Source organism: Methanospirillum sp. (genome assembly GCF_035406105.1).
GTDB lineage: Archaea > Halobacteriota > Methanomicrobia > Methanomicrobiales > Methanospirillaceae > Methanospirillum.
This window is the reverse complement of sequence record NZ_DAONKG010000041.1, coordinates 1-14086: the sequence shown is the minus strand read 5'-3', so window position 1 is coordinate 14086 and position 14086 is coordinate 1. Positions and strand designations below refer to the sequence as shown.

Annotated in this window: 19 protein-coding genes; 15 read left to right on the top strand and 4 right to left on the bottom strand. The window is 48.7% G+C overall.

Features of this window, described 5'->3' with window-relative positions; all coding sequences use genetic code 11:
* From PLA23_RS04025 to PLA23_RS03960, 14 genes are all read left to right on the top strand, one after another.
* On the top strand, window positions 1-588 hold a 588-nt coding region (locus PLA23_RS04025; RefSeq protein WP_324474107.1), incomplete at its 5' end, for a glycosyltransferase.
* 21 nt (window positions 589-609) lie between these two features.
* Window positions 610-1863 carry a GDP-mannose 4,6-dehydratase gene (locus tag PLA23_RS04020; protein ID WP_324328781.1) on the top strand — a complete coding sequence of 418 codons (1254 nt, stop codon included), beginning with the start codon at window positions 610-612 and terminating at the stop codon, window positions 1861-1863.
* On the top strand, window positions 1850-4429 hold the full coding sequence (locus PLA23_RS04015) for an oligosaccharyl transferase, archaeosortase A system-associated (protein WP_324328779.1): 2580 nt from the start codon (window positions 1850-1852) through the stop codon (window positions 4427-4429). The genes PLA23_RS04020 and PLA23_RS04015 overlap by 14 nt, the downstream gene beginning before the upstream one ends.
* Before the next feature lie 27 nt (window positions 4430-4456).
* Window positions 4457-4753, top strand: coding sequence for a DUF2098 domain-containing protein (locus PLA23_RS04010; protein WP_324328777.1), 297 nt, complete (start codon window positions 4457-4459; stop codon window positions 4751-4753).
* Between the two features lie 123 nt (window positions 4754-4876).
* Window positions 4877-6112, top strand: coding sequence for a translation initiation factor IF-2 subunit gamma (gene eif2g / locus PLA23_RS04005; RefSeq protein WP_324474105.1), 1236 nt, complete (start codon window positions 4877-4879; stop codon window positions 6110-6112).
* Window positions 6076-6486: a type II toxin-antitoxin system VapC family toxin gene (locus PLA23_RS04000; RefSeq protein ID WP_324330923.1), complete on the top strand. Its 411-nt coding sequence runs from the start codon at window positions 6076-6078 to the stop codon at window positions 6484-6486. The genes eif2g and PLA23_RS04000 overlap by 37 nt, the downstream gene beginning before the upstream one ends.
* A gap of 4 nt (window positions 6487-6490) precedes the next feature.
* On the top strand, window positions 6491-7063 hold the full coding sequence (locus tag PLA23_RS03995; protein WP_324330922.1) for a DNA-directed RNA polymerase: 573 nt from the start codon (window positions 6491-6493) through the stop codon (window positions 7061-7063).
* A gap of 5 nt (window positions 7064-7068) precedes the next feature.
* Window positions 7069-7272 (top strand): transcription elongation factor subunit Spt4, encoded by a 204-nt coding sequence (gene spt4 / locus PLA23_RS03990; RefSeq protein ID WP_324330920.1) that lies wholly within the window; start codon window positions 7069-7071, stop codon window positions 7270-7272.
* Complete coding sequence (locus PLA23_RS03985; protein ID WP_324330918.1) at window positions 7272-7790, top strand: GTP-dependent dephospho-CoA kinase family protein; 519 nt, start codon at window positions 7272-7274, stop codon at window positions 7788-7790. Before spt4 ends, PLA23_RS03985 begins: the two co-directional genes overlap by 1 nt.
* Before the next feature lie 23 nt (window positions 7791-7813).
* Window positions 7814-8152, top strand: a complete 339-nt coding sequence (locus PLA23_RS03980; RefSeq protein ID WP_324330916.1) for a 30S ribosomal protein S24e — start codon at window positions 7814-7816, stop codon at window positions 8150-8152.
* Between the two features lie 13 nt (window positions 8153-8165).
* Window positions 8166-8354 (top strand): 30S ribosomal protein S27ae, encoded by a 189-nt coding sequence (locus PLA23_RS03975; RefSeq protein WP_324330914.1) that lies wholly within the window; start codon window positions 8166-8168, stop codon window positions 8352-8354.
* A 5-nt stretch (window positions 8355-8359) separates the two neighbouring features.
* A complete protein-coding gene (locus PLA23_RS03970) occupies window positions 8360-9922 on the top strand; it encodes a bifunctional N(6)-L-threonylcarbamoyladenine synthase/serine/threonine protein kinase (protein ID WP_324474103.1) in 1563 nt (520 codons plus the stop codon).
* Complete coding sequence (rdgB, locus tag PLA23_RS03965; protein WP_324330911.1) at window positions 9919-10464, top strand: RdgB/HAM1 family non-canonical purine NTP pyrophosphatase; 546 nt, start codon at window positions 9919-9921, stop codon at window positions 10462-10464. Before PLA23_RS03970 ends, rdgB begins: the two co-directional genes overlap by 4 nt.
* 60 nt (window positions 10465-10524) lie before the next feature.
* Window positions 10525-10671 (top strand): 50S ribosomal protein L40e, encoded by a 147-nt coding sequence (locus PLA23_RS03960; protein WP_011449815.1) that lies wholly within the window; start codon window positions 10525-10527, stop codon window positions 10669-10671.
* A gap of 4 nt (window positions 10672-10675) precedes the next feature.
* Here the strand turns inward: PLA23_RS03960 and PLA23_RS03955 are convergent, their stop codons facing one another.
* Genes PLA23_RS03955 through PLA23_RS03945 form a run of 3 tightly spaced genes read right to left on the bottom strand, consistent with a single transcriptional unit; the run spans window position 10676 to window position 13087 of the window.
* Window positions 10676-11326: a putative phosphothreonine lyase domain-containing protein gene (locus tag PLA23_RS03955; RefSeq protein WP_324330906.1), complete on the bottom strand. Its 651-nt coding sequence runs from the start codon at window positions 11324-11326 to the stop codon at window positions 10676-10678.
* A gap of 41 nt (window positions 11327-11367) precedes the next feature.
* Window positions 11368-11844 carry a hypothetical protein gene (locus PLA23_RS03950; protein ID WP_324330904.1) on the bottom strand — a complete coding sequence of 159 codons (477 nt, stop codon included), beginning with the start codon at window positions 11842-11844 and terminating at the stop codon, window positions 11368-11370.
* Between the two features lie 49 nt (window positions 11845-11893).
* The gene (locus PLA23_RS03945; protein WP_324474101.1) at window positions 11894-13087 is read right to left on the bottom strand and encodes an MFS transporter; all 1194 of its coding nucleotides are present in this window, start codon (window positions 13085-13087) and stop codon (window positions 11894-11896) included.
* 106 nt (window positions 13088-13193) lie between these two features.
* Here PLA23_RS03945 and PLA23_RS03940 point away from each other — a divergent pair, with 106 nt between their 5' ends.
* Entirely contained in the window at window positions 13194-13889 is a 696-nt protein-coding gene (locus PLA23_RS03940) for an HAD family hydrolase (RefSeq protein ID WP_324331410.1), read from the top strand.
* A 4-nt stretch (window positions 13890-13893) separates the two neighbouring features.
* On the opposite strand, the gene PLA23_RS03935 is transcribed toward PLA23_RS03940, so the two are convergent.
* On the bottom strand, window positions 13894-14086 hold a 193-nt coding region (locus PLA23_RS03935; RefSeq protein WP_324474099.1), incomplete at its 5' end, for a hypothetical protein.

Here is a 14086-nt window from a genome sequence, read left to right as displayed (position 1 = left end):
CCCGCAACAGTCATCTACCCGCCCATCCATATTGAAAAATATCAGAATAAAGGATATGGCACCTTCTGGCTCTCAGTCAGCAGAATTGATAAGTGGAAGCGAATTGATCTGCAAATTGATGCTTTTCGCCTTCTCCCTGATAAAAAACTGGTGATTGCAGGAAAGATTTATCCTGAGTATGAGTACCTGGTCCGGGAAGCACCTCAAAATGTCACTTTTCTTGGTCCTGTACCTGATGAGGAACTTCTGAACCTGTATGGAAGCTGCAGGGGATTTCTCACGACTGCCATTGACGAGGATTACGGCCTTACCCCGCTTGAGGCTATGGCCTGTGAAAAGCCGGTAGTTGCTGTCTGTGAAGGAGGATACCAGGAAACAGTCACTCATGCCTATACCGGTTTTCTGGTTGCACCCGCCAGCTGGGATATCGCAGAAGCGATTCGGATGGTTGATACCGATCCGTCACGGTTCGGACCTGAAGCCAGAAGAAAGGCAGAACAGTTTGATTATAAGATATTTAAGGAACAACTCGCAACGTATGTGCATACCTGCCTGCATGAATATCGTACTGATGAACATACATCCTGAAATTTTTGTGAGTACCAGCAAATGAATTGGAAAGATAAAAACGTCCTGATCACCGGTGTCAGTGGATTTGCCGGTTCATATCTCGCCCGCGATCTTCTTGATAAGGGGGCGAACGTGTACGGAATGGTCCGACGGCGATCAGATGGCACTATACCAAAGAATGTAGCACACAAGAAGATTGAACGGGCAATCACGTACGTGGAAGCAGGATTAGAAGACCTGACTGGTATTGCAAACGCAATTGATGTTGCAGAGCCTGATGTTATCTTCCATCTGGCAGCCCAGTCATTTGTCCCGCGATCCTTCTCTCATCCCCTTGAAACCGCCCAGATAAATGGCCTTGGAACAAATAACCTGCTCGAAGCGGTCAGACTGAAAGGAGTCGACCCGGTCATGGTCTTTGCCGGAACCAGTGAGGAGTACGGGCTTGTCATCAGCTCTGATGAGCAGTACACCAGACTGAAGGAGAAATACGGCAGTATCTTTCCAGAACCGGATACGATCCCTGAACTCCCGATTCATGAGAATAATCCACTAAGGCCGATGTCTCCGTACGCAGTCTCCAAGGTCTACGGGGATTATCTTTTTCGGAATTATTTTTACACGTATGGACTGAAGGGGATTGTATCACGAGCATTCAATCATGAAGGAGCAGGCCGGGGAATCCAGTTTGTGACCTCGGTTATCACCAGCCAGGTCAGTCATTTCAGGTGCCAGGAGACTGACAAAATAACGATAGGAAATGTGAATGCGTTTCGTGACTGGTCACATATAGAAGATATCGTGCAGGGGTATCAGCTGCTTGCCATGAAGGGAAAGCCAGGTGATGTGTATAATCAGGGATCGAACAGAACCACCTCTGTACTGAGTTATATACTCTATAGTATTGAGGCATGTGGCATGCCAGTGCAGGAGATATGCACGACAAAAACTGCCCGATGTCTGAAAGATCCTCTTGAGCCTGACACTGACGCGGTCTTTGGAGTACAGTTTGAGAAGACAAAAGTTGACCGGATGTTACTTGATGGTACTATGGAGTTCGGACCTCATGATGGGGGAATCCTTGTAAAAACTCCGGAGAAGACCATCCCGATTGAGTTTGACAGCCAGCGGTTCAGACCATCAGATGTCCCGATTTTGTTTGCTGACATATCAAAGATAAAACGACTGGGATACGAAGTCAGGTATAGGATAGTGGATATTGTGCAGGATCAGATGAACTTCTATATGGATCCACAAAACAGATGTAGTATTCACACGATTGAGCGAGCGTGATATGATGGAATATTCACGATATATAAAACCATTTTCTATTCTGCTGGGGGCAATCATCCTCCTGATCACTTTTTTTTCATTCATTATCAGAACAATTCCTGCATTTTCTCCTAATGCAGATGTGCTGATGTTCGTCGGGATGGATGATCCAACCTATCAGCTCAGAAGGATCGAACAGGTCATTGCAAACTATCCAAATATTGCCTGGTTTGATCCGATGACCTACTTTCCGTACGGGCAGCCGATGCACTGGGGGCCACTCTTTCCATTCCTGGGAGCGACCCTTTGTCTGCTCACCGGCGCAGTAACGAGAACAGAAATTATTTCGGTAACCCTCTTTATCCCCTGTGCACTTGCAGCCCTTATGGTCCCGGTGATCTACCTCCTGGTGAATAAGGTTGCCAACTGGAAAGCAGGACTTGCAGCGGCATTTTTCATCGCCATCGTCCCAGGGCAGTTCTTCTTCAGGTCCTATTACGGATACCTGGATCATCATGCAGGAGAGTTCTTTTTCAGCACACTCTTCTGTCTTTGTTATATTTCAGCGCTGGTGTATAGCAGAAAACATCCGGTAGATCTGAAAAATAAAGAGACCTGGAGGATCCCGGTTATTTTGGGACTGCTATGTGGTATTGCCTATGTGATCGGGCTTGCCCTCATGCCGACCATGTTATTATTTGCTCTCATTGTCGGCATATTTACCCCGGTCTGGTTTATCATTCAGCGGTATATCGGGCATCTGGGGGCATCAGCACTGGTTATTAATTCGGTCACATTTCTCGTAGCGATCATCGGATTTTTCTTTATCGGGGTACACTCGCAAGGAGGACTGAATTATTACACCATCGGCCATCCGATAGCATATGCCCTCCTTATCCTCGCAAACATCCTCCTGTTCGGATTTTCGTACCAGCTCAGGGATAAACCATACTGGGTGTATGTGGGTGCAATTGTCGGGGTGACCGCTCTTGGCATCATTGCATTTGCACTCATCCTTCCTGACCTCTTTGGATACATGATGGCAAATGCCAACGCATTCTTTGGATCTGATGATATCCACTGGAAGACGATACAGGAAGCGAGGGCATGGAGCTTTGAGGATGCATGGAGAACCTTCCAGTACAGTCTTCTCCTCTTTGGTGCCGGAGCAGCCGTGCTCCTGTACCGGATACGAAAAGAACTCTGTCCGTCTCATGCATTCACCCTGATCTGGGCGGTTGTCATCTTTTACGCAACCTGTCAGCATATCAGATATGAGTATTATCTTGCTGTGCCGGTGGCAATACTGGGTGGTATTGCAGTCGGGTTTGCACTTGATCTCATCCCCCTCCCCTCCCCATTCAAATCGAAAATATCAGGAGGGGAAGACGATCAGTCAGGTAAGAAAAAAACCGGGAAGGGTCATGATACAGGGAAAGCAAAAACCGGTCATGTATCAGGTCCGGTAAAAACCGGATCATACATTTTCGTTGTGATTATTATTCTTCTGGCTCTTCTCTTCTCGTATCAGGCCCTGGGGCGGGATCTGATGATGGGAGCATACAACCTGAACCCGGACTGGAGAGAGGCAACAGAATGGATGAATAAGAACACCCCTGATCCAGGAGTTGATTATTTTGCCATATATGATGAGCAGAATTTCACATATCCGGACAGTGCCTACGGGGTCATGTCCTGGTGGGATTACGGACATATCATCACATTTCTTGGCAAACGGATGCCGAATGCGAACCCGTTCCAGTACGGAGTGAACGGGCCGAATGGTTCTGCCAGATTTTTCATGACACAAAATGAGAGCGAGGCAGATCAGATTCTTACCAATCTGAAGACGAAGTATGTTATCACAGACTATGAGATGGATACCGGAAAGTTCTGGGCCATGTCCACCTGGGATAACCCGGATGTTGGTGTCTCCCCCTACCAGCGGACATTTATCTTCCCCAATCCTGATAATCCAAAGTCAGGAATGAACTACCCGCTCCTTACCAATGAATATTATCAGACGATGATTTCACGTCTCCATAACTTTGATGGTTCATACACTGAGCCCGGAAATGTGTACTTCCTGCGGTACATGAAACCATCAGCAAGCGGTCTTTCTGCACCGGTTGTTGTTGACGGAGCACAAACTAATTACACAGCCGGGAAAGCACTCCTAAACTCATTTAATGCTCAGGAAAACCCACAGTATGATGTCATCCTGGCCAATTTCGGCTATACCGATCCCGTCGAACCGGTCCCGGCACTGAATCATTTCCGGCTCATCTATGAGTCCAGTACCAGAACCACCCCTGCTGACATGCATGATCTGCGATATGTCAAGATTTTTGAGCATGTGAAGGGTGCACAGATTCCCGGTGACGGTATACTGGAGGTCCCTATAAAAACAAATGCTGGACGTGAGTTCATCTACCGGACACAAAGTGTGAATGGTACCTTTACGGTGCCGTATCCGACCGAGACGAGCACCGGTGCAGTTACTGTGCTGGGCAAATACCGGAATACAAAGACCGGGGCAGAATATGCAGTCACCGAGGAGCAGGTTGTGAATGGACAGAGGGTATAAATCAGGTGCAGGAGAAAAAAGGGAGATATGAATCAGGAGATAATACTGGAGGCCGGTGCGTATGTCCGATATCCCCGTACCGGGACATCCGGAACCATTACCCGACTGGTTGATACGCATGGGAAACGGTTTGCTGAACTTGATTCGACCGGTCTGTTGTACCGTCTCGATCAGCTCATTCCGGCAGAATCAATCAGGAAAAGTGAACATGAGATAGACCGGGATGAACAACTTGCACGAATCGAGCGCGAACGGCGTCAGATCGAAAAGGAAGCGATGGAAGAGCCGCCATCACTGGATGGTGCCTGTTCAGGCGCAGGATAACGAAGGATACTGAACGGGACTAGCCGGAGCAGATCAGCATCACCCATGCTTTCTGTTCCAGGTCTCTTCGGTTATGGCTATAAGTAGGATCCGATGGAAATACGTAAGGAGGTTGAATAGCTGGTGCCAGAAGAACTGATTCCAAATACCAATATCGGTGTGGTCGGTCATGTCGATCATGGAAAGACCACGCTGGTAAATACCCTCACCGGCGTCTGGACTGACAGACATAGTGAGGAGATGAAACGAGGTATATCCATACGACTGGGATATGCCGATGCAGTATTTTACCGGTGCAGAAAATGCCGGGGTCCTGAAGGGCTGACCACAACCCCGGTATGCACCCGGTGTAACAGTGAGACTGAACCGGTTCGTGCAGTCTCTTTTGTTGATGCTCCCGGGCACGAGACCCTTATGGCGACCATGCTCTCAGGTTCTGCCCTCATGGACGGGGCGATGCTGGTGATATCAGCAGCAGACCGGTGTCCGCAGCCACAGACAAAAGAGCACCTCATGGCCCTCGAACTGGTAGGGATAAAGAAAATTGTCATCGTCCAGAACAAGATTGATGTGGTATCCCATAAAGAGGCTCTCAGAAATTATGAGGAGATTAAGGCTTTTGTTAAGGGAACCATCGCCGAGAATGCACCCATTATACCGGTATCAGCACAAAAAAATATCAATATCTGGGCACTTATTCAGGCTCTGGACGAGGTAATTCCTGAACCATCACGCCATCCTGAAGCAGATCCGGTTATGCTCATCGCCCGTTCATTTGATGTAAACCGTCCGGGATGCAGCTGGAAAGATGTGAAAGGAGGAGTGGTCGGAGGATCCCTGATCAGGGGACTTATTGAGGACGGAGCCGAGATTGAGATCAGGCCAGGTATCCAGAATCAGGTTGAGAATAAGACAAAATGGGAGCCGATAATCACCAAGGTGACGGAGATTCACAAGGGGCAAAAGAAGGTCCATGTGGCAACTCCCGGCAGTCTTCTTGCCATCGGAACAAAACTTGATCCGGCCATCACAAAAAGCGATATGCTTGCCGGTCAGGTCCTTGGCCATGTCGGCAAACTGCCACCGGTCTGGGAGAAGATGTGGTTCTCGGTCAAACTCATGGATCGGGTCGTCGGTTCAAACAGTGAGGTCTCCATCGAACCACTCAAACAGCGGGAACCGCTTATGCTCTCCGTTGGAACTGCAGTCACGGTCGGCTTAGTCAGCAATACCCGGAAAGATGCAGCGGAGGTTGTCCTCAAACGACCGGTCTGTGCAAGTATTGGTTCTCCCATTGCTATCAGCAGACAGGTCGGGGGGAGATGGCGACTGATCGGGATGGGGACACTGATCGAGTGACCGTCATTATCGATACCAATGCCTTTCTTATGGCATCGCAGTTTAAGATTGACCTTCTTGATGAACTCAAGTGGATGCTTGGCTCTGTCAGGATGGTTGTTCCTGATATTGTCATGAGAGAACTCGAGGGGCTGACACAGGGAAAAGGGAGGCATGCTGCTGCAGCCCGTCTTGGTCTTCTGTTTGCACAGAGATGTGAGATCATCGGAACATCAGGGAATGGTAGTGCGGATGATCAGATCCTTATGACTGCCCGGGATATGCAATGTGGTGTCGTTACCAATGACCGGAGGCTTCGCGACCAGGTGCTTCGCGAAGGGCTCTGGGTTGTCAGCCTTGCAGGAAAACAGAAATTGGAATTAATTCGGAGATAAGTGGATGTATTACCGGTTGGAACTGAGTGACAAGGTGCGGGTTCCCCCTCACCGGCTGGGGGAGGATCTCACGACAGTCATTCTGGATGTGCTCCAGGAGCAGCTGGAAGGAAGTATTGATAAGGAAATCGGGATTTTTATCGCCGTTACCAGAGTTCTCCGGATTGGAGAGGGGGAGATGGTTCCCGGGGATGGTGCGGTCTATTATGATGTCGATTTTGAAGGACTTGCTCTCCGCCTCTCACTGCAGGAGATAATTGAAGGAATTGTCGTAGAAACAACCAGTTTTGGGGCATTTGTCAGTCTCGGGCCGATTGATGCAATGCTTCATGTGAGTCAGATCTCTGATGAATACATCAGTTATGATGAGAAGAACTCGCAGCTGGTCTGTCAGGATTCAGGGCGTCATCTTGGTGTCGGATCGCTTGTCCGTGCACGGGTCGTTACCCTGAGCCTGAATGAGCGTGAGCCGCGTGAGAGTAAGATAGGTCTTACCATGAGGCAGGCAGGTCTTGGAAACCTTGTCTGGCTTGAAGAAGAGATGAAGAACGAACAGAAGGAGAAGAATGCGGTCTGATTTGCATGGCTGGCGGAAAGAAGAAACAACATATGGTCTGTCGTGACTGTCACCGTGTCGTTGAAGGGACGTCCTGTTCTATCTGCGGAACCTCCAATCTCACCGCAGACTGGACCGGATACCTGGTCATCATCGATCCAGAGCATAGTGAAGTTGCTCGCCGTATGAATATCACCCTCCCTGGAAGATATGCCCTTAAGGTCCGTTGATGCGAATTCTTCCTGCCCGGCATCGCCAGTTGTTTAAAGAACCATTTGGCACACTTTTTCACTCTTTTGAGGACGTTCTCATTCAATTACCCGGTAAACGGGTTTTTAGTGTCGGGGATGTCGTCACCTCAAATTTGCTCAAAGCAGGATGGCCTCCGGATGTCGCGATTGTTGACGGCCATACCATGCGACAGCCATACCCTGGAGTGACGATACCGGAGTACCATCAGCTGCTCGTAAAAAACCCTGCCGGAGGACTGACTGAAGACCTGATTCAGGCCACTATGATTGCAGCGAAAAGACCGGGAACAATCATACAGGTCGAGGGAGAAGAGGATCTTGCCGTCGTCCCGCTGGCAATGCACGCGCCGCTTGATACCATTATCCTCTATGGCCAGCCTGGCGAAGGAGTCGTTCTGCTTTCAATAACTCCGTCAATAAAGAAACGGGCTCAGGAATTATTCACCTGTTTTGAGGAGGCCGAACCTTCATCTGCGCGCGAGGTATTTAACATCTGACAGATAACCTAGTAGGGATCTCTATGGAGATTACGATTACTTCACAAACAGAAAATGTTCTGTTAAACCGAAAAGAGATCGGGTTTACCATTACATTTGCCGGAGCAACACCATCACGCAAAATGGTGCACGCAAAACTTGCGGCGATGCTCAACACACCAAAAGATCAGCTCATTATCGGAACCCTTCGAAACCGGTTCGGAATGACACAGATCTCCGGTGATGCCCGGGTATATGCTTCTGCTGAGTATCTGAAAAAGATTGAACCTGAATACCTTTTGAAGCGTGGAATGGCAGGAGAAGAAGAAGGAAACGCAGATGCTCAGGATGCACCGTCCGGTGACGCTGCGGAGGCATCATAACGGGGATTGAAATATGGCAGCAAAAAAAGCGAAAAAATCCGAGAAGGCAGCAATAAAGCGCTCAGCCTATTTCAAAGTTGAAGGAAAGAGTGCAGTCCCTCAGCGCAGATACTGCCCCCGGTGTGGTCCGGGCGTTTTCATGGGTGAACACAAAGATCGGGTCACCTGTGGAAAGTGTGGATATACTGAGTTCAAGAAGTAACCCTGATGAAGACTGGACCGGTACTGGGGATCGAGGGGACCGCCTGGAACCTCAGTGCTGCTCTTTTTGATGATGACCTGATAAAACTGGTCTCAAAACCCTATAAACCTGTACAAGGTGGGATTCATCCGCGTGAAGCAGCCCAGCATCATGCATCGGTTATTACCAGTGTTATGGAAGAGGTGCTGAAGGGAAATCCAAGCCCCGTTGCTGTGGCATTTTCGCAAGGTCCCGGCCTTGGACCATGTCTTCGGATTGTCGGAACCGCTGCACGGGCTCTTGCACTGTCCTTTGGTGTGCCGCTCATTGGGGTCAACCATTGTGTGGCGCATGTCGAGATTGGAAGATTTGCATCAGGGTTTGATGACCCGGTTGTGCTCTATGCAAGCGGAGCGAATACCCAGGTGCTGGGCTATCTTCAGGGGAGATACCGGATATTTGGAGAAACCCTTGATATCGGGATCGGCAATGCCATCGACAAATTTGCCCGAAGTCAGGGACTTCCTCACCCAGGAGGACCTGAGGTTGAACGGATTGCAAAAGATGGGGAGTACATTCCATTACCCTACACGGTAAAAGGGATGGATCTCGCCTTCTCAGGGCTTGTAAGTGCTGCAAAGGAAGCAGCTGCTCCACTTGAGGATGTGTGCTACAGCTTTCAGGAGACTGCATTTGCAATGTGTACCGAGGTCACTGAGCGCGCATTATCCCAGACCGGGAAGGATGAACTGATCCTGGTGGGGGGTGTCGGGATGAATAAGCGCCTGCAGGATATGCTCGCATGCATGTGTCAGGATCGCGATGCAGCCTTCTCAGTCCCGATTCCCCAGTACCTTGGGGATAATGGTGCCATGATCGCATACACCGGAAGAGTCATGCTTGAAGCTGGTTCGGTGCTGCCGGTTGAAGCGTCAAGAGTCAACCCATCATACCGGGCAGATCAGGTCGATGTTACCTGGAGGAAGGAACCGGTGACTTCGGTTATGCATCCTGAATCATACGGGGCGCGGGGAGCTGAGGCCATTATCAGGTTTGAAAACAGACGTGCATTCAAGATTCGGGTATCAAAACGGTACCGGCATCCTGAACTTGACCGGAGATTGATTGCCGAGCGAACCAGGGCTGAAGCACGACTGATAGCCGAGGCACGAAAAGCAGGGGTCAGAACACCGGTCATCAGCGAAATTACAACCGATACCATCGTCATGGATCAGGTAAACGGGGTCAAACTCAAAGAATGCCTCTCTCCTGAACTTCTTGAGGAGGCAGGCAGGATGGTTGGAAACCTTCATGCTGCACAGATTGTTCATGGGGATCTGACAACATGCAATTTCCTCGTGCAGGATGGAAAAATGTGGTTGATCGATTTTGGCCTGTCTGGTACTTCTGCTGAGATTGAGCACCGGGGGGTTGATATTCATGTCCTCTTCCAGGTTCTTGAAAGTACATCCAAAGATGCCGATACCCTCAAAGAGGCGTTTATCAGGGGATACCGTGAGAAGATTGCGGTTGCAGATGAGGTTTTGGAACGGGAACATGAGATTGAACTTCGGGGACGATACCTGTGAAAATCACATTTGTTACCAGCAATGAGCACAAGGCACGGGAAGCCGCCGGTATTCTGGCAGGACTTGCTGAAATAGAACATGTTTCTATGGAAATTCCTGAACTGAGATATGAGTCGGTTGCAGAAATCGCGGCTGGAAAAGCCGCATATGCGTATTCAGTCCTGCACCGTCCGGTAATCACCGATGATACCGGCCTTTTTATCCAGGCACTCAATGGATTTCCAGGCACCTGTGCTGCCTATGTTCAGAAAACAATCGGAAACAGTGGAATACTGGCACTCCTTGCAGGGTTTGCAAACCGATCAGCATCCTTTGAAACCGGCATAGCATACCATGACGGGAAGTACCAAAAGACGTTCACCGGTTCAATCAAGGGAACGATTGTAATCCCAAGGGGATGCGGCGGATTTGGATATGACCCTATATTTGAAGTGGATGGAAAAACCCTCGCCGAAATGACCAGTGAGGAGAAGAACCGGATCTCTCACCGGGCCATCGGACTGCATGCATTGCGGAGATGGCTTGCTGATGAGAGGTGTTGACATAACCCTTATGTGAGGATACAACCCTCTATATAAGACAGATATTTACGGAGATATCATATGGCACGGTTTCCTGAGGCAGAAGCAAGACTTCTCAATGTAAAAATTTGCATGCACTGCAATGCCCGTAACCCGGTCAGAGCAGTCAGCTGTAGAAAGTGCGGGTATGTACACCTGCGTCCAAAGAACAAGGATCGGAAAGCCTGATCATTCAGGCTGAATAAAACGTTACTTTTTTCCCTTTTGCGCTGTACTCTCCTTTAAAGGTCTCAATATTACGCTTATATCCGATTCTGTCGGTTATACCAATCCTTCGCAGTTCTTCTCTGACACGCATCACGTCCGCCTCATCTTCCCAGTCTGCAGTATAGACGTAGATGACTTTGCGTTCATCCCGTGCATCAGGGTCAGGTTTTGCTGTTGAGACCTTGGCTGATATTCCCAGTTTTCCCTCCCAGGTGAGATCACGGATCTGACGCCATATGTCATCCACCTGATCCGGCGGGAGAAATACGAGCCATTTTCCTGCTTTTTCAATATCCGCAGCCCGCCCGTCGACATGTGGAGAGTCCTGTTCAATCCACCTGGCCTGAAATGTTTTGCTTGGGATGACACCTTCCCCTTCGCGGATCATCCGGTATATCTCCTCTGGTGTTTGAAACTGACTGATCAGATATTCAAATACTATCGGATACACATTTGAAAATTCGGTGAAAATTTCATGAAAGAGATCCTCAAACGGTTCACCGCTCTCGACAATGTGGGATAGTGATTTTTTACGCATATGCAGCTGGCTTCTGAAAAAGAACTCAAAAATGGCATATGCGCTCTCCGAGAGTTCACCGGTATCAGCTGCGTTCATACTCAGGAATAATGCCTGACTGGAAAAAATAGATATTGGTTTTATAAGAAAAGAGTACTGTTTGGAAATATCATCCGAAGACCACGCCATGCCTCTTCAGCGACTTTCTCATCAGCATCCGCCTGTGCTTTCAGTGAATCCCGCACATCCTTGTTATGTGTAGCAAGGCCGCTTTTTTTGCCAAGTTCTTCATATGCCTCACTGCTCGAAACCAGGTAAAAGAACAGCCTGGTGACATTGAGTGCGACAGGGTATAATTCAGGACTTACTTTCATTGCAGTTGCAGTGTAATATGCGGACTGGATATCCATCCGTTCAGAACTATTCAGTTTTCGGTCAGTAAGACCATTTATTACCGGCGTTACCAGATTTATAAATTTTTCATCATCATAGGGTTCGGAAACATTCACCGCAGGCGTCATGGTCATCAGAGTCGGTGAAATTTCTGCAGAGCAAAACCCGCATGAAACAAGTACTGAAAAAAGCAGAAGAATCATCTTCCATTGTGTTCGCATCATGGCTCCCTCACATGAATGTCTGTGTTCTGCATGAGATATACTATCCCCATCAGGTATTCCCAGATGAATGAAGAAAGAGAGAGGACTTTGATATGAAAACAGGGGTCGCCAGAAGTACGATTATGGCAGAGATACTAAATGCAGAACTAATACCCATCTGATCCATACATACCCCACAGACAAGCGGTGAGAGAATCATTCCGATACTCATAAACATGTTTATGGTCCCCATAGCTGCGCCCTGCCCGACTTCCCTGCCAGTTATCGTAACCAGGGCATACATGGCAGGAACTGATATCCCGCCTCCGATACCCATAAGGAGGGCAAAGAGGAGATACGCCCAAAGACCATGAAAGCCTGGAACCAGAATGAGGGCAATGGCGAGGATCATTGACCCTCCGGCAATGAGGAGGTATTTGTCGAACCTATCTGCAAGGGATCCGCATATCTTTTGCAGAAAAGCTGAAGATAATACAGAGACCGAGATGACAAGACCAGTCTCTCCGACAGACAAATTCCCTATATGAGCAGCAATGACCGGTAGAAAAACCATAAAGGTTCCGTTCGCAAATGCATTCATCAGCTGATATAAGATGGGAATCCGAAGCCCCGGGTGAATAAGCAGATGAAAAACCGGAGTCTGTTCTCTGCGTCTACCCGGGTACCAGGGCAGATAAAGAAGGCAGGTAAGGAGTGCTAACCCGGTCAGTAGAGCCATACATACAAATGCCATGTCCATGCCGGCAAGATCAGTGATGATCCCCCCAAGGAACGGCCCAAGTCCCATACCAAGAAAGAGCGAACTGGTAAACGTTCCCAGATATCTGCCTTCCATTCCAGGCGGGGCGATATCCCCGATATACGCCATTGCAATAGGAAATACCATAGCTGACGCAATGCCCTGAAGAAACCGGACTCCTGATAACGCAAGAACTGACCCTGCCGGTATATACAGGAGTGAGAATACCGTGTACAGGAACAGACCAGTCGTCATGATCTGCCGTCTACCACAGACATCAGAGTATCTGCCAAAGAATGGCATTGCGAGTGCCCGTGATACCGCAAATGAGGAGAATATGATCCCGATCCCAAAACCTGAGGCACCCAGGGTCTCTGCAAACCGGGGGAGAAGGGGGATGACAATACCAATTCCGAGCATCGTTGAAAAAACAGCCACATATAGGGAAATAAACAGGAACCGGCGGTCTGCATCGGTGATCTGAACAGTATTACACGGGTGCATAGAATACTATTGCGTTTCCTTTCTTATGAGCACGCCTTTGTAACCTACAGACATGAGATCCCTTATCATCTTGTCGCACTGAGTACCCTGATAGAAGCAGGTCAGCATGACAGGCACAGATATTTGTCAGGGATACGGGAAGCGGTTCCTTGGAATACTGCTGGATCTTGACAATACACTGTATGACTTTGGATATGCAAAGGAAGAAGCATGCAGACAGGTTGTATCGGCTGTCGGAGTTGGAACCGCAGAAGATCTGGTACGGGCGTTCTTATTCTCTCCGTTTGGTGTTGAAAGTCCAAAAGCAATTCAGTCATACTTAAAAGAGCAGGGAATAACCGATCCAGCTATCTTCATGCACGCAGTACAGGTGTATACAAAAGCAAAAACCGAGGCAATCCGGGCATACCCTGGTGTCTATGAGACACTGCTGAAGATCCACGCCGCAGGCCTGAAGATAGGTGCCATAACCAATGCGAGCGAGGCTCATGCGTCTGAACGACTCAGGTATATCGAAACTGCTGGTTTTTTTGAATGTCTGGTAACCCCGGATAACACCGGGATGAAAAAACCAGATCCTGCAATGTTTTTGTATGCTGCATCACTCCTCAAAATTCAGCCCCATCAGATTTGTGTAATCGGTGACAACCTGGTCAATGATATCAGACCAGCAAAAGAAGCAGGGATGTGCACCATTCATGCAGAATATGGAAACCGGCTGCCTCCGGAATATGCGGAAGGAATTGTTGCTGATTTTACCATCTCATCCTTCTCAGATATTCTTCAGATACTCGGACTTTAAGCAATCAGGACGAAGTCTTTTCGACGACCGATTCCACGACCCGTTTCCAGTTTGTCATATCCTTTATTGTCTGAATATACCCGATCACTTTCCCTGAGGTATCGACAATTGGTGAGGCTTTTGCCCAGACATAGGTTCCTTTTCCGTCATGAAATGACGGAACAAATGCCTCAGTGTAAAAACTGTTGCCAACCCGT